Annotated in this window: 16 protein-coding genes; 5 read left to right on the plus strand and 11 right to left on the minus strand. The window is 64.7% G+C overall.

What is annotated here, in order from left to right; translation table 11 throughout:
- Positions 1-127: 127 nt before the first annotated feature.
- Complete coding sequence (locus NLM32_RS31360; RefSeq protein ID WP_254132596.1) at positions 128-2,419, minus strand: DUF1522 domain-containing protein; 2,292 nt, start codon at positions 2,417-2,419, stop codon at positions 128-130.
- 323 nt (positions 2,420-2,742) lie between these two features.
- Between NLM32_RS31360 and flbT the strand changes: the two genes are divergently transcribed.
- A complete protein-coding gene (gene flbT, locus NLM32_RS31365; protein WP_254132597.1) occupies positions 2,743-3,180 on the plus strand; it encodes a flagellar biosynthesis repressor FlbT in 438 nt (145 codons plus the stop codon).
- Between the two features lie 72 nt (positions 3,181-3,252).
- Here the strand turns inward: flbT and NLM32_RS31370 are convergent, their stop codons facing one another.
- The 9 genes from NLM32_RS31370 to NLM32_RS31410 form a co-directional block, all read right to left on the minus strand.
- Complete coding sequence (locus NLM32_RS31370) at positions 3,253-4,749, minus strand: aspartate aminotransferase family protein (protein ID WP_254132598.1); 1,497 nt, start codon at positions 4,747-4,749, stop codon at positions 3,253-3,255.
- Complete coding sequence (locus NLM32_RS31375) at positions 4,746-5,981, minus strand: RimK family alpha-L-glutamate ligase (protein WP_254132599.1); 1,236 nt, start codon at positions 5,979-5,981, stop codon at positions 4,746-4,748. Before NLM32_RS31375 ends, NLM32_RS31370 begins: the two co-directional genes overlap by 4 nt.
- A 16-nt stretch (positions 5,982-5,997) precedes the next feature.
- On the minus strand, positions 5,998-7,602 hold the full coding sequence (locus NLM32_RS31380) for a hypothetical protein (protein ID WP_254132600.1): 1,605 nt from the start codon (positions 7,600-7,602) through the stop codon (positions 5,998-6,000).
- A gap of 10 nt (positions 7,603-7,612) precedes the next feature.
- Entirely contained in the window at positions 7,613-8,395 is a 783-nt protein-coding gene (locus NLM32_RS31385) for a hypothetical protein (protein ID WP_254132601.1), read from the minus strand.
- Between the two features lie 72 nt (positions 8,396-8,467).
- Positions 8,468-10,861 carry a flagellar hook associated protein gene (locus tag NLM32_RS31390; protein ID WP_254132602.1) on the minus strand — a complete coding sequence of 798 codons (2,394 nt, stop codon included), beginning with the start codon at positions 10,859-10,861 and terminating at the stop codon, positions 8,468-8,470.
- An 18-nt stretch (positions 10,862-10,879) separates the two neighbouring features.
- Positions 10,880-12,763, minus strand: coding sequence for a flagellar hook-associated protein FlgK (gene flgK, locus NLM32_RS31395; protein ID WP_254132603.1), 1,884 nt, complete (start codon positions 12,761-12,763; stop codon positions 10,880-10,882).
- A gap of 34 nt (positions 12,764-12,797) precedes the next feature.
- Positions 12,798-14,630 carry a flagellar hook protein FlgE gene (locus tag NLM32_RS31400; protein WP_254132604.1) on the minus strand — a complete coding sequence of 611 codons (1,833 nt, stop codon included), beginning with the start codon at positions 14,628-14,630 and terminating at the stop codon, positions 12,798-12,800.
- Between the two features lie 191 nt (positions 14,631-14,821).
- Positions 14,822-15,334, minus strand: coding sequence for a peptide-methionine (R)-S-oxide reductase MsrB (msrB, locus tag NLM32_RS31405; protein ID WP_254132605.1), 513 nt, complete (start codon positions 15,332-15,334; stop codon positions 14,822-14,824).
- A gap of 86 nt (positions 15,335-15,420) precedes the next feature.
- Complete coding sequence (locus NLM32_RS31410) at positions 15,421-16,887, minus strand: FAD-binding oxidoreductase (protein WP_254132606.1); 1,467 nt, start codon at positions 16,885-16,887, stop codon at positions 15,421-15,423.
- 110 nt (positions 16,888-16,997) lie between these two features.
- Between NLM32_RS31410 and NLM32_RS31415 the strand changes: the two genes are divergently transcribed.
- The 3 genes from NLM32_RS31415 to NLM32_RS31425 all read left to right on the plus strand — a co-directional run bounded on the left by NLM32_RS31415 (position 16,998) and on the right by NLM32_RS31425 (position 18,477).
- Entirely contained in the window at positions 16,998-17,534 is a 537-nt protein-coding gene (locus tag NLM32_RS31415) for a histidine phosphatase family protein (protein ID WP_254132607.1), read from the plus strand.
- Between the two features lie 56 nt (positions 17,535-17,590).
- Entirely contained in the window at positions 17,591-18,016 is a 426-nt protein-coding gene (locus NLM32_RS31420) for a universal stress protein (protein ID WP_234679478.1), read from the plus strand.
- Positions 18,017-18,090: 74 nt separating this feature from the next.
- Positions 18,091-18,477: a hypothetical protein gene (locus tag NLM32_RS31425; protein WP_254132608.1), complete on the plus strand. Its 387-nt coding sequence runs from the start codon at positions 18,091-18,093 to the stop codon at positions 18,475-18,477.
- Between the two features lie 135 nt (positions 18,478-18,612).
- Here the strand turns inward: NLM32_RS31425 and NLM32_RS31430 are convergent, their stop codons facing one another.
- A complete protein-coding gene (locus tag NLM32_RS31430; RefSeq protein ID WP_128958298.1) occupies positions 18,613-18,849 on the minus strand; it encodes a DUF1127 domain-containing protein in 237 nt (78 codons plus the stop codon).
- Positions 18,850-19,035: 186 nt separating this feature from the next.
- On the opposite strand from NLM32_RS31430, the gene NLM32_RS31435 reads away from it, so the two are divergent.
- On the plus strand, positions 19,036-20,379 hold the full coding sequence (locus tag NLM32_RS31435; protein WP_254132609.1) for a PLP-dependent aminotransferase family protein: 1,344 nt from the start codon (positions 19,036-19,038) through the stop codon (positions 20,377-20,379).
- Positions 20,380-20,382 lie beyond the last annotated feature (3 nt).

Raw genomic sequence — 20,382 nt, forward strand, 5'->3', positions numbered from 1 at the left:
CACACAAACTGCTTGCCTTCGAAGGCATCGTCTTTATCCGAGGCAGCGGCACCGTAATGCCACGCAAAAAGAAGGCGGCGGGGCCGAAGCCCCGCCGCCGGATCTTGCTTGCGATGTCGTCCGCTTGTTAGCGGAGCAGCTGCAGCACGCTCTGCTGCGACTGGTTGGCCAGCGACAGCGCCGAGACCGCGATCGACTGACGGGTCGACAGCGCCTGGCTGTTCGCCGCTTCGACGTTGGTGTCGGCCAGCGTCAGGTTCGACGAGCCGGTCTGCAGCACGTTGATCAGGTTCTTGTTGAAGTCCTGACGAACCTGCACCACCGAGAGGTTCGAACCGAGGGTCGACGCTTCCGAGCGCAGCGTGCTCGACGCGGCGTTCAGGTTGGTCAGCACCTTGTTGGTCGCAGCGTTGTCGATGAAGTCGACACCGTTGGTCAACGAGGCAAGACCCAGGCCCTTCGAGTTGTACGTCACACCCGTGATGTTCAGGCTCGACTTGCCGGTCTCGTCGAAGGTCAGCTTGAGCTGGTCGCCGTTCAACAGGTTGACGCCGTTGAACGAGGAGTCCTGCGAGGTCGAGTCGATCTGGCTCAGGATGTTGTTGTACTGAGACACCAGGTTGGCGCGAGCCGTCTGGGCAACCGTGTCCTGGACGGGGCTGGAAGCCGTCGAGAACGTCAGCGCCGAGGTCAGCGTACCACCGATGACGCCGCCCGCGGCGCTCGAACCGATGGTCGAGGACGCGTAGTCATTGGTGCTCGAGACCGTCAGCAGGCCGTTGGCGTCGATCGTCGCAGACAGGTTGTTGGCCTGAAGCTGCGAGTTGAGCTGATCGAGCGTCTTGACCGTGCCGTTGGTGCCGTCGCCGAAGGTGACGTTGACCGCCGTGCCGCCGTTGAAGGAGGAGAAGGTCAAGGTCTTGCCGGCAATGCCGCCGATGCCCGAGGTACGGGCCGCGGTGAACGCGGTCCCGGTGCCGGTGTTGCCGGCGAAGCCGAGCACGTTCAGCGCATTGCCCGTGCCGGTGATCGACAGGTCGGCATTCACGCCGGTCGAGACCTTGAGCTGGCCCGAGGCGTTGATCGACGAGTTGGTCTGGCCGGTCGCGGTCTTCAGCGTCGCCGTGCCGTTGGCCGCGATGGTCGCGGTCTGCACGCCGGAGGCAAGGTCGATCGCGTTCAGCACGTCGGAGATCGTGCCGGACGACAGATAGACCGTCGAGTTGCCGGCACCGTCGGTGAGGACGTTGCCGCTGACGCCGGAGCCGCTCGGGATCGCCGGAGCACCCGTGGAGCCCGGAACGGCGCCGTTCTTGAAGGTGATGACATGGCCGTCGACATTCAGCGTCGAGCCGTCCTGGATCTGCTGACCCAGCGAGCCGGAGCTGGTGGTGCGGTTCACGTTCACCGTCGCGTTGCCGCCGCCGGTGGCGGTCGACAGGCCGAGGGCCTTCAGCAGGTCGGCCTTGCCGGTGATGCTCAGATCGGCACCGCTCGAGCTGTGCAGCGTGAGCTTGCTGGCCGTCGTGACACCGACGTCCGAAACGGCGGTCGCATTGGCGCTCTGGGAGATCGTCGCCGCACCGGCGGTGATCGAGGCAACCTTCACGCCGCTGGCAAGGTCGATCGCGGTGACGAGGTCACCGACCGTACCCTTCTGGGTCGTGGTGTCACCCAGATAGATGGTCGAGTTGCCCGCGCCGTCGGTGGTGATGTTGCCGCTGGCGCCAAGGCCGCTCGCAACGGTCGAGGAGGTCGGGGCCACGCCGGAGCGGAAGGTGATCGTGTGACCGTTGACGGTCAGCGTGTCGCCGTCCGAGGGCTGGGCGTTGCCGACCAGGCCGGTCGCGGTCGCAGCACCGGTGCCGAGCAGCGTGATCGCCGCCGTAATGGCCGTCGAGCCGTCGCCGGCGGTTGCCGCCGCACCGGTGAGAACGCCCTGGGTCGCGCCGAGGGTCGTGGTGCCGCTCGCAGCGTGCGTGCCGCCGGCGGTGCCGTCGAACAGGACGTTGCTGCTCGCAACCGTGCTCGCAAACGAGGTGGTGCCACGCAGGTCGGCGGCCGTCGCACCGGAGATCGTGGTGGAGACGTTGGACTTGGTGGAGTAACCGACGGTGGTCTGCAGCGCCTGGTTGGCGATCGACTTGGCGGAGTCGACGAGCTTCTGCAGCGAGGTGATGCCGGTGTTGGCAGCCTGCAGCACCTGCACGCCGTTGCCGATGTTGTCGAGGAGGTTGTTGATGTCGCTGGCGCGGTTGTCGAGCGACTGTGCCGTGAAGAAGTTGGTCGGATTGTCCAGGGCCGAGTTCACGCTCTTGCCCGTCGACAGACGGTTCTGCGTGGTGGCGAGAAGATCAGCGGTGGACTGGAGGGAGAGGAGGTTCTGACGAACCGATGCCGAGAGGACGATACCGGACATGACTCTGTTACCTTTCTGGTAAACGACGCTACTGTTACGCGTCTGCATGGATCTTGATTGATCCAGCGACCGGCGGACCGTGGCGCCGAGAATCTAACGAAGCATGAAATGAAATCGCCGCTTTCGCTGAGTCGCGGCGTGATTCGGGCAATCAGTGCCGACGTGACGCTGCGCCGCCGGGCAATTTCAACATTGATATGATTGAGCTTTTCCGTGGCGCTGGCCCGGATTCACAACTCGTTAACTAATGTTGAGGGAGTATTGCACCCTGATACGCCGCAACACGCGCTTCGGTTACGAAAGCGTTGATGGAGAACAGGCAAATGGCCCTCAAGGTCGAGCTCAGGCCGCACGAACGCATCATTGTCGGGAACTGCGTCATCACCAACACCGACCAGCGCGCCCGCCTTCTGATCGACGGCGAGAACGTGCCGATCCTGCGCGAGCGCGACATTCTCACGCCCGAGACCGCGGATACGCCGGCCAAGCTCGTCTATCTGGCGGTCCAGCTCATGTACATCTCGCCGGACCCGCAGGGCCAGCACGGCACCTATTTCAACCTGGTGCGCGACATCGTCACCGCCGTGCCAAGCGCCTGGCCGATCATCGAAGAGATCAACAACCACATCATGAGCGGCGATCTCTACCGGGCCCTGAAGGATGCCCGCAAGCTGATCGCCTATGAAGACAAGCTGCGTGAGCAGTTCGAGGCCACCCACCCAAAGGATGGCATCAAGGGTGACGTCAGCTCGGCCGCCTGAGCGCTTCGCACATCTGAAACGAAGCCGCCCCGGACCATGTCCGGGGCGGCTTTATTTTGACGCTCTCTGATATCACTGCGCCGCGAGCGGCGGCGCATCGACCTCGATCAATCCGCCGGTCCGCTGCGTACCGAACTTGATCACGGCCGACACCAGTGCGTCGATATCCGTCTCGGCGGTACGATGATTGACGATCGCCGCGCGGATCGCGAACTTGCCGTCCAGCATCGTGCTTGACGGTGCGGCAATGCCGGACTCCTGGACATCGGCGACAATCTCCCGATTGATCGCATCGTCGGCGCGATAACGGAAGCAGACGATGTTGAGATTGACCGGCGCGAGCAATTCGAGCCTGGGCTCGGCTAGCACGCGCGTCTCGAGATATCGCGCGAGCGCGCAGCTGCGTGCGATCACCTCACCCAGCCGGTCGGTGCCGAATGTCTTCAGCGTGAACCACGTCTTCAGCGCACGAAAACCGCGCGACAGATCCGGACCGAGATCGCACGGCCAGACAGCACCGGCGGCTAGCCCCCTCGCCTCGCGGCTCAGATAGGCCGCCGGCTGCGCAAAGGCCTGCCGATGCCGCTCACCGTCACGCACCAGCAGGAAGCCGGCGTCATAAGGCACCTGCCCCCATTTGTGGAAGTCGAGCGCAATCGAATCCGCAAGCTCGATGCCATCGAGCAGCGGCGCAAGCTCCGGCGAGAGGATCGCAAGCGCACCGAAGGCACCATCGACGTGAAACCAGATGCCCTCTTCGCGGCACAGGTCTGCGATCGCCTTGAGATCGTCGATCGCGCCGATGTCGACCGTGCCGGCCGATGCCGTGACCAAGAAGGGCTTGAAGCCGACCTCGCGATCGATCGCGATCTGCGCGCGCAGCGCGGCGACATCGATGCGATGATCGGTGTCGACACCAATCTTGCGCAGCGCGTCGGTGCCGAAGCCCGCGATGTCCATCGCGCGGGAGATACAGCCATGCGCGGCCTTCGACGCATAGGCCGTGAGCAACGTTCCGTCATTGCCGATGCCGTGTTGCCGCGCCAGCGTACCGAGCGCGCTGGTACGCGCCACCAACACCGCCATCAGATTGGCCATCGACGTACCGGTGACGAAAATGCCGCTCGCACCTTCCGGAAAGCCGAACAAGCCGCGCATCCACGCGACGATCTGACGCTCGACCTCGATCGGCATGTGATCGCGTCCGCCGAGATTGGCATTGAGGCCTGCTGCGAGCATCTCCGCGACCATGCCGACGGCGGTGCCGCCGCCATGCACCCAGCCCATGAAGCCGGGATGAACATTGCCGGTCGCGTAAGGCGCAACATGCTCGGAGAATTCGCGATAGACGTCGGCGAGAGACGTCGCTTCGCGCGGCACGTCGGTCCGGACTGCCGCGCGAACCTCGTCGGGGATCGGCTGCCAGACCGGCCGCGCGCGGACATTGGCGATGCCGTCGATCGCCTCGTCCAGCATGCGATGGGCGAGTGCACGAAACTCGCTCCAGTCCTGCGGATCGAGCGATCCGTTCGTGACAGATGCCAGCGCGTTGCGGATGATCTCGTTCATGCTGCACTCCCCACGCCGGCTTTGGCATGCCGCGACAGCATCGCGGCGAACGCGGCAAAGATCTTGCGCATCTGCGGCGGCTTGTACGGAAACACCACTGGCGAATCCATGTTGTGCACGACGGCCGTGTTGTCGGCCTCGAACACCAAGAGCTCGCCGTTCTGGTTCTCGGCGCAATCGACGATGAAATAATCGAGACCGACGCGCCGGCTCATTTCGTCGAGCGCATTCTTGTGACGTGCTGCGAAGGCGCGATCGAAGTCTTGCATGAAGATGGCTTCTTCGGCGCGCTTCTCTTCGCTGAACGCCATGTAGGCGTTGAGATACCAGATGTCCCAGCGATCGGCGATCGCCATGTGGCAGGCATAAGGCTTGCCGTCGACCATGGTGAGCCGGATCTTGCGGAAGAGTCCGTCGGGGCTCGCGTAGTTGACGAAACGCGCCACGAAGAAATCCTGCTCCTGCCGTTCGGCAAGATAGGCCGCGAGCGCCGTAGCATCGTCAACCTTCGCAAGCCCGACGCCGGCATGCGTGCCGCGCGGCCGTGCGATCATCGGAAAGTGCAATTCGCCCGAGATCTCCGCGCAAGCGATCCGCCCTTCGGAGAGAGCCGTCAATTGCGCACGCGTTGCGTTGGCGGTCACGGGAATGTCGAGACCGGGGATATCAGCCAGCAACCGGTAGAGCTTGTCGCGATCGAGATTGCCGATCAACTCGGGGCGATTGAGCAGCGGTCGCGGCCAGCGCGGCGCGGCTTTCTCGATCATCGCCAGCGCCTCGCGGCATTCCTCGGAGTCGGATGCGACCACGATGGCAACGTCGTGCTCAGGCAGCGATTCCGGCAGGCCCTTGTCTTTGGTCACATAGAGCGTCAGGAGCTCGATATCGGAGCCTTCGAGCAAAAATTCGATCGGCGTGTTGCCGCCCATGTCGATGTCGGCCGCAAGCGCAAGCACGCGCAAGCCGGGCTTCGGCGCCGCAGACGGCGTCCGAAACAATTGATGGAAGGAGAGCACCTCGGACTGGATCACGAGGCCTGCTTCCTTCTCGCCCATCAGCTGGGCGATCAGCGACAGATCCAATCCCTCGCCAGCCTGCGCCGTCCCCTCCGCGATCCGCGCCAGCAACCGCTCGCGCAACGGGTGCAGATCGATGCCCTCGAAGGCCTGGCGGGTCAAATGCGCAAAGCCGATACGATCGGCAAAGTTCGGCGCGGCAAGCGGATGCAACATCTCACACCTATGAGGGCTACGCCGGCACAGCGGCGGTATGGTCAAGCAGCAGCTCGGTCTTCACCAGGACGTGGGCGATGCGATCGAGGATATGCTGCACATTGTGTTGCGCTTGCGCGCCGTCCGCCGACCAGGCGTCGGTGACGAGCCGCGCGCCGATGCAAAGGCGCAACGCAGCCTGCGGCGCGCCGTCCGGTTGCTCCAACCGCACCGGCTGGCCGACAAGACAGCGTTGTGCGGCAACCTGCCGGTCCGCCGCGCTCCCGACGATGTCGTCGTTCATGTCCCGCGCCAGAGCGCGATGAACGGCGCTGGTATCGGCGATGGATACCGGCTTGCCGTTGCGAAGCAGCGTGAATGGAAAGATCGTAGGCCGCGCGAATTCCTCGTCGTCCACGCCCGCCTCGTCGAAGGCTGCCGGTACGGCGCGCAGCGACGGCGACAGCGCGATCATGCTGCCGATGCCGGCTGCGAGCTCGGCGACCGCCTTGGCACGGAACGCCCCCGGCACGGCGTAGTAGTTGCCGATCTCGGCCAGCGCCGCTTCCCAGCGCAGCCACTGGCCGAAATTCGGACGGCGTTCGAAGCGCGAGCGCAGCGCCGTCCACATCATCGGCCAGTCGCAGCGGCCGGCATAATCGAAGAAGCCCGGCGCGATCCCTTCAATCCGGTCGAGCGCGCGCGACAGTCCTTTCGGCACCAGCAGTGCACCGCTGAAGGCAGGACCGCCGAAGAACTTCGAGCCGGTGATCAGCACCATGTAACCGCGATCGAGATAGGAGCGCAGCCGGCGACGGCCAAGCCGCGCCTGACAGGCATCGACGACGACCTGAACCTTGCGCGGCCAGCGCCGCGCGATCTCATCGAGACAGGCGGCGCTCGGCGCACGCCAGCCGAGCTTTGACGAATCCATAATGTGCAACAAAACGCGCCGGCCTTGCGCGAGGCTGTCCTCGATTGCACGCATGACCTCGGCATCCGCGTCGGTGCGCATCGCGAGGTCGGACGTGGCGTCGAGCAGCGGTACCGCGATGCTGTCGCCGGAAAGACCCGCGATCGCAGCGTCCTTGCGCACGGCAACGCCGCTCGCCGTCATCGTGCTGAAATGGTGCCCGCGTGCGGTATGAGCCGTTCCGCTGCCGGTCTGGTCGGCCCCGACCACGATGGACACCGGCGGTCCGCCAAGCACCGCGTGCGCCAGGAACAAGGCATGGAGCTGGGAATCGGTACCCGATGGCGAGAACACGACATCGACGCGCGGCGAGAGCTGAAAGTGTCCGCGCAGTTCGTCGCGCAGGTCCTCGCAGCGCCGGTCGAAGGCGATCTCGACTTCGTCGAACAGCGATTTGTGGACCAGCTCCTCGCGCGCCAGCGCGGCCCGGTCATAGCCTGCTTGCGAGATCGTCGATGCGGTCGATGAGGCGAAATTCCAGATCTCGGGTTCGGGTGACGGCGCGCAGCCATAGGCATTGACGCGCTCCCTCGGGTCGAGCGCCAGCCGCTGGTCGCCGCCGGAGACCAGCAGCGTATCCAGCGGCGTGAAGAGATCACGCAAGCGATAGCGCGAGCCGCCCTCGGACGCTCGCTCGATATCTGCGAGGTGGGATGCGCCGATGCTCATCCCGACAGGCTCACGCCGCGTCAGCCGCCGCCGCAGGGGCTGGCGCGAATTGCGAGGCGATGTCGCCATGGAACACCGAAGGACCGACGTGGTCGAGCGAGCTCTGGATGTCGGCCCAGATCTCGCCGCCGATATCGGTCCAGCGCTTGCAGAAGGCGAAGTCTTCCGAGAGATATGTGCCGGTCGCCGGATCGATCATGCATTCGAACAGCGCGAACCGGTTCTGGCTCGCGACCAGCGAGTCATGCGAATGCTCGCGGAAGAATTGCAGATTGGCGTAGTCCGGATGGCGGCACATCGCCTCCAGCGCCTGGCGCCGGATCATCAGGAAACCGGTGCCGGCATAGCGCACGCGGGTAAAGCCGTTGACCACCACGATGCGGTCGGGATCCTCGATCTCGAGCACGTAGTCGAGCGAGGCCGCCGTGACGTCGGTCCGTCCCGCCTTGATCGCGCGCGTTGCCTTGTCCCAATTGACCCGCTTGATCGGATAGCAGCCGGCGACAACGTCGGCGCCGGATTCGATCAACCGGAAGACCTGCTCCGGCTTGAAGCCGATATCGGCGTCGATGAACAGGAAATGCGTCGCGTCCGGGTCGTCCAGGAACATCGCGACCAGATTGGCCCGCGCGCGCGTGATCAGCGCGTCGCCGTCGCGCAAGTGCACCTTGAGCCCGAGATTGGACATGCCGTGCACGGCGCGCTGCAGCGCGAAGATCGAGCTCGCGTAAATGCTCGACACCTGCCCGCCGAAGCATGGCGTAGCCACCACCAGTTGCATCTTGTCCGACATTGACGGCTCCGCCCCCGCTCAAATCCTCACCAAGAGGTAAACAGGCATGGTTAACGGCGCCTTAATGCGCCCTTACAGGTACTTGACCAACGAGAGCTGCGCGAGGTTGGCGGTAGTCTGGTAAGACGCCTGCAGCGCGTTCTGAAGCGACAGGATTTCGCTCGCCACCTGGTCGGGCGAGGCCGACTCCGCCTGATCGACGATGTTCTGCAGCTGCGCCTTGGCCTGGGTCTGGCGCGTAGTCGCGTCCTTCATGGTGTTCTGGGCCATCGCGATGTCGGTCTGGATGTCCTCGATTTTCTGCTGGCCCGCCTGCGGGGTCAGCGCCTGGGTGGTACGCAGGCTCAGGGCTGCGACCGCCGCACCCGAATATTGCCCGGTCGGCGAGGTCGAGAACGTGCCGTACACGGCGACCGCCTGCAGCTGCTTGCGGATCGCGTCCTCGTCGGCCTGGGCGCCATATTGCACCGTGACGGAATCATCGACCCGCGCCACCGCGGTCGAGCGCGCCGACCCCGGACCGTCATTGCCGGTGTACCATTTCACGGTCGTGGCCGAGCCGTCCACCAAGGTCGTCGCCGAGCCCGCAGGCGAGGAGCCGACGCGCAGCGGAGCCTTTGCCGCCGTGACAGGGGACGTCGTAAAGCCGAGCGCCGCGAACGCCGTGCTGTTCGAGCTCGTGATGTTGAGGCTGCCGGGATCGTCCGTGTTGATCGTGATCACGCCACCATGGATGGTCGATGGTTTCGAGGTGCCAGTGAGCTGATCGATCTTGCTAAGCAGAGTTGAGACGTTGTCGGTAACGTTGATCTGGTTCGGGCCGGTGGCGCCCGAGGCGACAAAGGTCAGCGTCTGACCGTTCACCGTAATCGTATCGGGGCTAACGGCAGGCGGACCCGCCGATCCCGCCTGGAACGCCGTCGAGAGGACTGAGGGGCCGCCCGTGGTCGCAGTGCCGCTCAGCACGGTTGAACCTGTGATCGGAGCCGTCGACGGCACGCTGCCGCGCATCACGCTGCCGAGACCGAGCGCCGAGGCCGCCGCACCGCCGGTGACCGCCACGTCTGTGCCGGTGCCAGTGGCGATCTGGATATTGCCGCTGGCGCTCAGGGTCACGTTGGCGGAGGGGACGCCTGCGGCTGTCGCGATCGCATTCAAGATGTCAGACACCTTCGCGGTGCTCCCCGACGCCAATCCGATCGTGCTGTTGCCGCTGGCCGTCGTGACCGTGGTGGCGGTAGGGTCGAAGGTGATCGTGTGGGCGCCGTTCGCGCCGGTGATGGTCAGGGTGGTCCCGGTCGGAGCGTTGGCGAGCGCGTTGAGAACGGTACCGTTGAGATGGGGTGTCGCCGAAGGATCGAGCGACGTGGTCGTAGACGCAGCCGCCGCTGCGGTGTCCTGCAACGCGACCGAGCCCGTCCCGGTCGTCGAAGTATAGGAGCTCAGATTGCCGATGGCCGCCGCATTCGCGGTGGCTGATCCCACGGTATTGAAGAAATTATCGCCGGCGGTCACGGCCGATGCTGCCACCAGCGAGGTGTTGGCGAGCTTCGTGATCGCGGTGTTCAGCGCGGTGTTGAGGTTCGACGAGGTAATGGCTGGGTTGGGTGGTACCGCCGGAATGACATTGGGGTTGCCGGGATCGATCGCAAAGCTGCCGACCGGCGTCGGCGTAGCGCTGGACGCCGTCAGGTCGATCTGCTCGGTCGAACCATCCGGCAGCGTGAACTGTACGCTGAGCTTGTCGCCGTTCTTCGGATTGACGCCGTTGAGATTGACCGAGAACGACACCGGCGAGCCGCTTGGGCCGGTCACGGTCGCACCCGTTAGTGTCGAGGAGACCGCCGCGATCTTGAGCCCGAACGGCGACGTCGCCGAATCCTCCTGCACCTGGATCGCGCCCGAGGGCAGCGTCGACTGCACAAGCCGCCCCATGCCATTGGTGCCGAGGTCAGCCGCCTGGCGCTCCGCCATGACTTGCTTCAGGCCGGCCTGCGTCGTCGTGCCGTTGATGATGTCGCCGGCGTTGGCGACCGATTGCGTGTTGGAGGCGGTGCCGGAGAACAGGTAGCGGTTGCCGGACTGCGTGTTGAGAACGCCGACCATCGAGCCGAACTGCGCGGCGGCGGTGTTCTGCGCCACCGTCTGGCCGTTGACGTTGAGATCCTGCGACGAGGTGGCCGAGCCCGTCTGCACAGTGTTGCGGATCGTGGTCAGTGACTGCAGCGCGGTGTTGGCGAGGTTGATGTTGACGTTGACGTTGGTGATCGTGTCGGTATAGGCGGCGATGTTCGAAAGCTGCGCGCGCGAGGCGATCGCAAAGCCTTCGTTGGTGCCCATGCCTGAATAATTCTGCGACAGCTTGCCGGTCGAGAGCTGCGTCGACAGGTCGGTGAGCTGCTGGTTGATGTTGCGGATCTGCGCGCCGAGGACTGACGAGCCGTAATTGATGCTGCTGATCGACATGTTTCAGAGCCCTACTGATTACCCTTGAGCCTGGATCAACGTATTCATCATGCTCTGCACCACCGACATGACGTGGGCGTTGGCGGCATAGGCATTTTGAAGCTGGATCAGGTTCGACATCTCCGAGTCCAGGTTGACGCTGGAGGTCGAGTTGAACTTGGCCTGGAGCGTCGAAACCACGACGCTCTGGCCCTGCTGGAGCGCGGTCGCCTGGGTCGAGGCGTTGGCCTGCACGCTCAGGAACTGCTGCAGATAGTTCGAGACGCTGCCGGTGAACGGCTGGCTCGCCGAGCCGAGACCGGTCTGCGGTGAATAGGAAAACACCGTGTTGGTGAGCTGCGAATAGAGATAGTCCGAGCGCGTGGTGTCGCCCGTGGGCGTCACCGGCGAGGTGCTGTAGATCGACAGCCTTGTCGGATCGGTGACCAGTGACGGGTTGACCGAAATGCGGCCGGCAAGGCCGGTCATCTGCGAACCCGACGCCGTGATCGCACCGGTGTAGAGCGCCGTGCTGCCGTCGGTGAACAGCGGCAGTTGCGGGCTGCCCGACGTCAGCGACGAGATCGTCTTGGTGGCGGCCGACGAATTGACCTTGGCGAGACCGGTGCCGTCATCGGTGATCCGCAACGTCGTGGCGGTAGCCGGCGACGGGGCGGCGGAAAACGACAGATGCGCACCGGAAAGCGTGGCACTGAGCGCCGACGCGATCGCGCCCATGCCGGCGGAGAAATTGACTCCAACTTGCATCGGATTAGCGTTAGCAGCGTTCTGAAGCGGCAAAGCCGCCGGATCGGTGACGTTGACCAGCGTGATCTGGCGCTGCGTGTTGGTCGTTGTATCCGTGTAGGTAATGTTGACGGTGTTGCCGGGCGCCGCACCCGCGAGGTCGACGTCGAAGCCGGCCGGCGGGCCCGCAACCGCGCTGCCTGCCGTGGTCTTGTCGGACAGTGCGCTCGACATCGTCGCGGCGAGCTGGTCGACCTGGTTCTGCGCCTGCACCAGCGTCTGGTCGCGCAGCTTGAGATCGGCTGCGATCTGGCCGGAGGAGACAACGTTGTTGGCGACGACGTCGAGCGATGATCCGTTTGGCAGCTTGATGGTCAACGCCCCCACACCGGACTTGGTCGGATCGACGTTGTAGAGCGAGGTCGCCGAAAGCGTGCCGGTAGATGCGAAGGAGAACTGCGAGGCCAGTCCCGCGCCGACAAGCTGAATGCCGGTGGTGGTATAGATGTTGGTCTGGTTTGATCCGTCGGTGGTGACACGAACGTCGACGAATTTCGACAGCGTGTTGATGGCCTGGTCGCGCTGGTCCATCAAAGATGCGGCGGATGGATCGCTCGGAGCCAACCCCTGGAGCTTGGTGTTGATGTCGGCGATCTGGCTCATCGCCGCGTTGGCCTGCTGCGATGAGGTGCCGAGATCCTGCTCGACATTGGAGCGCAGCGACTGGATGCCCTTGGTGGTGACGTTGAGCTGCGTCGCCAGCGACTGCGCGGCACCGAGCGCGACCGTTTGCGCCGACGACGAGCCCGCACTGGTCGAGAGCGCCTGGAGCGAAGAGGTGAAATTGTTCAGCGCGTTTTCGAGCGTGCCGCTGTTGCCGGGCGTGCCATAGACATTCTGAAGCTGCTTCAGAATGTTGGCCATCTGGTCGGCATACCCGCTGCCGCCGGTCTCGGTGCGCAGCTGGTTCTGCACATAGCTGTCGATGTCGCGGCTGACGCCGGTCGTCTTCGCGGTCGAGCCGAAGTCACCCGTGGTGACTTCGATCTGGTTCGGCGTCTGGGCGACGTAACCCGGCGTCTGCGAGTTTGCGACGTTCGACGAGACGATCGACAGCGCGGCCTGGTTGGCACGCAGACCGCTCATCGCACTGGCAAGGGCTGAACTCAAACCCATCTTACTTGCCGCCTTTGGTTACGTTACGCGCTGATCAGCGCAACACGTTGAGGAGGTCCTGGACCATCGAATTCGCCGTCGTGATCACCTTGGTGTTGGCCGAATAGGCCTGCTGGGTCACGATCAGCTTGGTGAATTCGTCGGCGATGTCGGTGTTGGATCCCTCCAGGGACGAGCCGCTGATGGTGCCCGAGGCGCCGTCGATCGCCGGACCAGACTGATCGGTGACGGCATAGGCGCCGCCATCCAGCGCCTTGAGGTAGTTGGTGCCATTGAAGTGCGACAGCGACACCTGAGCGAGGTCGAGGTTTTGGCCGTTGGAGAAGGTGCCGACTACGAGGCCGTTGTTGTTGACGGCGACCGAACGGAGCTGGCCGGCGGCGTAGCCGTTCTGCGTGATGGTGTTGATGGTGACGGCACCGCTGGTGCTGGCATATTGCGTCAACCCACCCGAAGAGATGTTGAAAGCGACCGAGCCGAGTGATTGGCCGCTGACGCTGACGTTGTTGATGGTGATGCCCGAGCCGGTCGGCGTCGACAGCGAACCGTCGCTGGCAAAGGTGAAGGTCTGGCCGCTATTGACCCAGCCGACCGTCGTACCGGTCGCGTTCGGGTCGGTCTGATAAAACAAGTTCCAGCTGTCGGTATGTCCTGTGCCCAGTGCCGCGCTGTCGGTCTTGGCCCAGCGCAATTGCATGTTCACGGGCGTGCCGGCCGCGTTGTAGGCCGTCACGGCACCGCCGCTGATGGATTCCTTGGTGAAGGTCGCGATGTCGTTGCCGATCACCGTCCCAGTGCCGGCCGTGCCGCCGCCGTTGCGCGCCTTGGTCACCGGGCTCGTGAATCCGAGCGCTGAGAACGCGGGCGCGGTGCTCGTGATGCTGAGATCCTGCGCCGTGCCTGTGTGGAAGGTGATGGCGCCGGTCGAGGCGTTGATGGTCGGCTGCACGCCCGTGGCGGTCCCGATCGCCGTGAGCAGGTCACCGACTGTATCGTCGGCGCGGACGTGGGTTGCGTCCTGCGCGCCGGTGCCTGCTGCAGTGATAGTGATGGTAGTCGCGGGCGAGGTGCCCACGACGATGGTGTTGCCGGCGACGAAGTTCGACGTCAGCGAGTCGCTCGGCGCGGTGCCCGACAGCTTTGTTGCAGTGGTGATCGGCACTGGCGTCGTATTCTCGTTGTGGACGGACGTGCCGGTGATCGAGGCATCCGAATAGGGCGTCGCCGGCGTGCCGATCGGCAGCGGGTTCGCCGCAAAGTCGGACGGATTAAGACCACCATTGGCCAAGAGCGAACCGCTGGCCGCCGTCGAACTTGCCACCGTGTTCGGCTGAGTCGGAAGGTTCGCCGCATACTGAATCGCGGTGGTCGCCTGGGCCGGAACGAAGTTGTTCTGGAATTGCAGCACCGTCGGCACGTTGCCGGTCGGGTTGCCGGTCTTTGGATCGACCGCGACGCCCATCAAATAGTAGCCGGCACCGTTGACGAGGTTGCCGTTGGCGTTGACCTGGAAGTCGCCGCGGCGGGTGTAATTCGTGACGCCGTTGAATACCGGCACGTTGTCGACGACGCCGGTCGCCTTCTGCACCGAGAAGAAGCCGTCGCCGGTGATCGCCATGTTGGTGGCGACGGTGGAGGACGAGATCGTGCCCTGGGTGGTGATGGTCGCCTGCGCATGCGCAGTGACGCCGCCGGCGACCTGCTTGCTCGGTACGGAGGCGTCGGGGATGAGATCCTCGAATGAGGTCCCGATGCCCTTGTAACCGGTGGTGGACGAGTTCGCGATGTTGCCCGAGATGTTCTGAAGCGCGTAGGACTGCGCCTGCAGGCCACCCACCGAGGTGTTCATTGCATCGAAGATACCCATAACTTTGTCTCCAAATCCGATCTCGGCGGCCGGCAGACCCGTGGCCGCAGTCGGAGGAGACGTCGCAAGGCCTATGCCAATGCGGGTATTCTCAGGAAATCAATGACTTAAATAGACATGCCCCGGTCGGATGACCGGGGCATAATTGCCGGACCGGCAACAATTGCCGGGGAGACACTTCATATAACGCCCTACGTCGCCGACGGCGCCGCGGGATGAAACACCAGCCCGAAACCGTCGATGCAGTAGCGCAATCCGGTCGGCTTCGGACCGTCGTCGAAGACGTGGCCGAGATGGCCGCCGCAGCGCCGGCAGTGCACCTCGGTGCGCACCATGCCGAAGGTGCGGTCTTCGGTCTTGCCCACATTGCCCTCGATCGGCTGGTAGAAGCTCGGCCACCCCGTGCCGCTCTCGAACTTGGTCTCCGAGGCGAACAGCGGCAGATCGCAGCCGGCGCAGGCGAAGGTACCCTTGCGATGCTCCTTCAGCAGCGGGCTGGAGCCTGGCCGTTCGGTACCTTCCTTGCGGAGGATCTCATATTGCTGCGGGGTGAGCTGGGCCCGCCACTCAGCGTCGGTCTTCTCGATCTCGAACTTTTGCGCGGCCTTCTCTCCAGCCTCGGCGGGCGTTGCCCTCAACCAGCGGAAGGCCGAAAGGCCAAACAGGCCGGCGACGGTCGTCAACAGGATGCGGCGGTCAAACATGTCATTCTCCGTGCGCAGGAAGTCCACGCCCTGAGATACGGGTTCTAACGGCGGACGTTACACTTCCAGGCGGGATTTTTCTCAACTTATTGCGAGACGCCCTGCTCCTGGGCGGCCGGTTCCGCCTGCTCCGTCGCTGGCGGCTGCGGTGCCGGAGCCGGAGCCGGCCGCGGCCGAACCCCGGGCGGCGGACGGCGCGGACCCGTGCCGGCAGCCCGATTGGCCTCGGCCAGCCGCGCCTCGCGTTCCCTGTCCTTGACCCGGGCCCGTTCGCGATAGCGGGCGAGCGACCCCGCGGCGGCGGAACTTGCCCTGCCCCAAACTCCGACCAGTTGGCCTGCGACCCGTCCGGTGGTGCCGCCGGCCCAGACCAGCTCGAACGGTGAGAACAGCTTCCAGCGCTCGTCGCCCCACAGGATGCTGCGTGCGATCAACTGTCCGGCCATGGCGGAGGTGTTCATGCCCTGGCGGCCGAACCCGCTCGCCACCCACAGGCCTTTGCGCAGCTGGCCGATCTGCGGCATGCCGTGCACGGTCTGGCCGGTGGCACCGCCGAAGGTGTCGGTGATCTCGACATTGCCGAGCTGGGGAAAGATCGTGCGGATCCGCCGCTTGACGGCGCCGGCAAATCGCTGCGGCCGCGCCGCCCAGGTCGTCTCCGGGCTCTCCCACATCAGGCGATCGCCATCGACGATGCGGAAATGATCGACGCCATCGGAATCCATCACGGATCCCTTGAAGCCGATGATCTCGTGCACGCGCTCGCCGAGCGGCGCGGTGATACCGGCGTAGCGCCAGACCGGTAGCAGCGTCTCCGACAGGCGCCGCAAGGGCGCGCCGAGATGAATGTTGCCGGCGAGCACGATGTGCGTGGCGCGCAGCCGCGCCGACGGCGTGACGATGCGCTTGCGGATACCGGAATGATCGATGCTGACGACCGGCGTATCCTCAAAGATGCGGGCACCGGCGCGCCGCGCCAGCACGGCAAGGCCATGCACATATTTGCGGCCGTCGACCTGGAATGCTTTGGGATAGTAGATGCCGTGGAAGTAACGATCGGTCTTGAGCGCCTCGCGAACGCGATCGACCTGCCAGCCCTCGACCTCGGTGTCGAAATCCTCGTTCAGCATCTGGAGCCGGCTGATCAGCCGGTCGCCGGCATCGACGTTGGAGACTTCCAGAACGCCGTCGGTGAGGCCGATGCCCGGCATGTTCTCTTCAGTGGCATTGGCGCGGACGAACTCGGCACCCTCCTTCGAGAGCGTCCACAATTCGCTGGCGTCCTCGAAGCCGATGCGCTCGATCAGATCCGTGAGCGGCAGCGCGAAGCCCGGCGTCACGGTGCCGAGCTGGTTGCCGGAGGCGTTCCAGCCGATATGGCGGCCCTCGAGCACCGCGACGCTGGCCCCGAGCCGGGCCGCCTCCAGCGCAATGGAGAGGCCGGCAAGCCCCGCCCCGATCACGCAAATGTCGGCGTCGAGATCAAACGACAGCCGCGCACGTTCACGAAAGCCGGCTTCTTCCTGGGACACGCTTGTGAAAGTCTCGCTCATGTCGTTTTGTCAACGGAGCAATCTTCTTAAAGGACCAATCGGGCGCTTGTCACCTTGTCCTCAACCGGCGCCTGTAGATTATTCTGGACGTGGAACGATTCGAGAATGCCATGCGCCGTTTGATGCTGCTGCGTCACGCCAAGACCGAGACCGACGCGCCGAGCGGCCGCGACCAGGACCGCCGGCTCGACGCCCGCGGTCAGCGGGACGCCGCCGAGATGGGCGACTGGATCGCCGGTCACCCGCCCGTGCCCGAACTCGTGCTGGTGTCGCACGCCGTCCGTGCCCGGCAGACCTGGGATATTGCCTGGCAGGCGATGAAGGACCGCATCGCAGCACCGCAGGTCGAGATCCTGCCGGAACTCTACGGTGCCGATCCCGCGCAGATCCTTGAAACCATTCGCACTGCAACGATTCCGGTCAATCCCAGGCAGTTGCTGCTGGTCGGGCATAATCCGGGCATGCACGAGGCCGGCCTGATGCTGATGGGCAGCGGCGATCCGGCCGGCGCCAAGGCGCTTGCCGGCAATCTGCCCACGGCGGGGCTTGCGGTCCTCGACTTTGACGTCAAGGATTGGGGGGACGTGGCCTACCGCCGCGGCAAACTGGTGCTGTTCGTCAGCCCCAAGTTGCTTCGACTGGGATGAGACGCGCGGGCGCCGTCTCGACCGGTTGATGCAGCTTGGTCACTAGGGAGGCGCAGATGTTCAAGTCCATTCTCGTGCCCATCGACCTCGCCGACACCGACCTCGCAAAGCCTGCGATCGCGACCGCGACGACGCTGTCGCAGAACTGGAGCGGATCGGTCCGGCTGCTCAACGTGCTGCCGATGACGCCGGTGATGCTCGCCGAATACGTCCCGGCCGACTTCGACGAACAGCAGCGCCAGACCTCGGAAGAGGCGCTCGCCATCGTCGCCCGCGAATCCGGGATCGAGGCATCGCACATCTCAAGCGTGGTGCGCCAGGGTGGCATCTATCACGAGATCCTGGAGGAAGCCGCGCACATGAAGGCCGACCTGATCGTCATGACCTCGCATCGGCCTGCGATGCGGACCTATTTCCTCGGCTCCAACGCCGGGCATGTCGTGCGCTACGCGAAATGCTCGGTGCTGGTGGTGAGGCACTGAACTCGGAGCAATGTCGTGAAGCAATGGTGGCGGAGATGGACCTACGAGGTCCCGCTCGCAATCGGCGATGCACTGTGCAACTGGCCGCGCTGCTGGACAGGCTGACGGTGCGGAAGGTCATCGCCTTCATCCCCGTCGTCATCCTGATAGGCGCCTACTACCACAGCATCCCGATTCCGCCGGAACTGATGCTGATCGGCGACTTCCTCGCCTATATCGACATCTTCTCAGTGCTGTTCCTGATCGGGGTGCTCAGCCGCGTCACGACGATCTTGTTCGTCGTCAAACAGGCGGCGGCACGCGTCGCGATGCTCGCAGGCCATGTCGCCGCGCAGTTGCAGCGGCTCGATGTCCGGCATCGGCGCACGCGCAGCGCTCCGGCGCGGCCTCGCCGCAAGCCTGATCGGTCCGAGGACGATCGAGCCTATGGCGGCGTGTGGGGCCAGGTCGCGCTGGCTTGATTACGGTCCGGATTATCCGCTGCGCTCGCAATGACGATGCGGCGGCTGTTGCGGGCTAAAACTCCGCTCTCGTCTCCCGGCTCTGCGCCGCAACACCAAGGCGTTGCAGCGCGTCCGGGGCGAGAGCGAAGGCACTCACAGATACCGCGTCAGCTCGGCCTTGAACTGGCCGTAGACGGCGTCTTCGATCTGGCTGCGGTTGATCCCGATGTCGCGCAAAGCGCGGTCGTCGAGCTCGTTCAGCGTCTTGACGGCGGAGCGGCGCTCCAGGCGGTCGAACAGGGCATAGGCGGCGTTGACGAGCGTGGCAAAAAATCCGCTCGACGAGGATGGGCGTAAACTCCGCCCGGCAGTTTGCGAGATCGTGGTCATGTTTCTTCTCCGGCCTTTGGTCCTGCGCGGCGAAGCGGATGCCGTTGGCGCAAATGCCTTAAGCATCTGCACCTCATTTGCCATCGGATTGCTCTCGCTTTCCTCGGCTCAATCGCGGACCTTGATGGAACTTAAATGCTCCAGTACATTGCTCGGAGCAAGGAAAACATTGCTCTCGGTGCAATAATGTCCAAGTTCGAGTACGTGAAGCTTGCGGATGCCATTGCCGCAGATATCTCTAAAGGCACGTTAAGACCCGGCGACCGGCTGCCGCCGCAGCGCAACTTTGCCTATGACCGTGGCATAGCGGTCTCGACCGCGAGCCGTGTTTATACGGAGCTGCTGCGCCGCGGGCTCGTGGTCGGCGAAGTCGGGCGCGGCACCTTCATCTCCGGCGACATCAGGCGCGAGGTCGAGACCGTCACCGAACCGCGTGATGCGCGCATCGATTTCGAGGTCAATTATCCGTTATTGCCGCAGCAATGGGCAATGATCGCCAAGAGCCTCGCCGGGCTCGAGCGCGTCGACGCTTTGGAAGCCGTGCTGCGCTCGTCGACCAGCACCGGCACCAAGAGCGCACGCAATGCGGCTGCCGCCTATCTCGCGCGCAAGGATTTCACGCCGCAGGCCGAGCAGATTCTATTCACCGCCAACGGCAAGCAATCGCTCGCGGCCGCGCTCGCAGCGCTCGTGCCGACCGGCGGCCGTTGCGGCGTCGAGGCGCTCACCTACCCCTACGTCAAGAGCATCGCCGCGCGGCTCGGCATTACGCTGGTGCCGATCCCGATGGACGAATTCGGCGCGCGGCCCGACGCGATCCAGAAGGCGCATCGCGAAGCGCATCTGTCGGCGCTGTATCTCCAGCCCATCATCCAGAATCCGCTCGGCGTCACCATGAACGCGACACGGCGCGCCGACATCATGCGCGTTGCCGAGAAGCTCGACCTCACCATCATCGAGGACACCGTCTACGGTTTCCTCGCCGACGACACGCCGCTGGCGGCGCTGGGGCCGGACCGCTGCATCGTGCTCGACAGCCTCTCGAAGAAGGTCGCGCCGGGTCTTGCGCTCGGCATCCTCGTCGCGCCGCCTCACTTGCGCGAGAGCGTGATGAGCGCAGTCCGCACCGGCGGCTGGATCGCCTCGGGCCACGCGCTCGCATCCGGTCAGCGATTGATGGCCGACGGCACCGTCGCTGAGCTGACACGGCTCAAGCGCATCGACGCCGCACGTCGCCAGCAGACCGCGGCACGACTGCTCGCCGGTTACCAGATCGCCGCCGATGCGCGTTCCTATCATCTCTGGCTGACGCTGCCGCCGCACTGGCGCTCGCAGACATTCGTTGCCGCGGCGGCCCGGCGCGGCATCGCGCTGACGCCGTCCTCGACCTTCGCGGTCGCGCATGGCCATGCCCCGAACGCCGTGCGGCTGGCGCTCGCCCCGCCCTCGTTCGAGCAACTCGATTCCGGCCTGCGCACGATCGTGTCGCTGCTCGGCACCAAGGAGGAGGATTTCGACTCGACGGAGTAGCCC

This window comes from Bradyrhizobium sp. CCGUVB14 (assembly GCF_024199935.1).
In the GTDB taxonomy this organism is placed as follows: Bacteria; Pseudomonadota; Alphaproteobacteria; order Rhizobiales; family Xanthobacteraceae; genus Bradyrhizobium.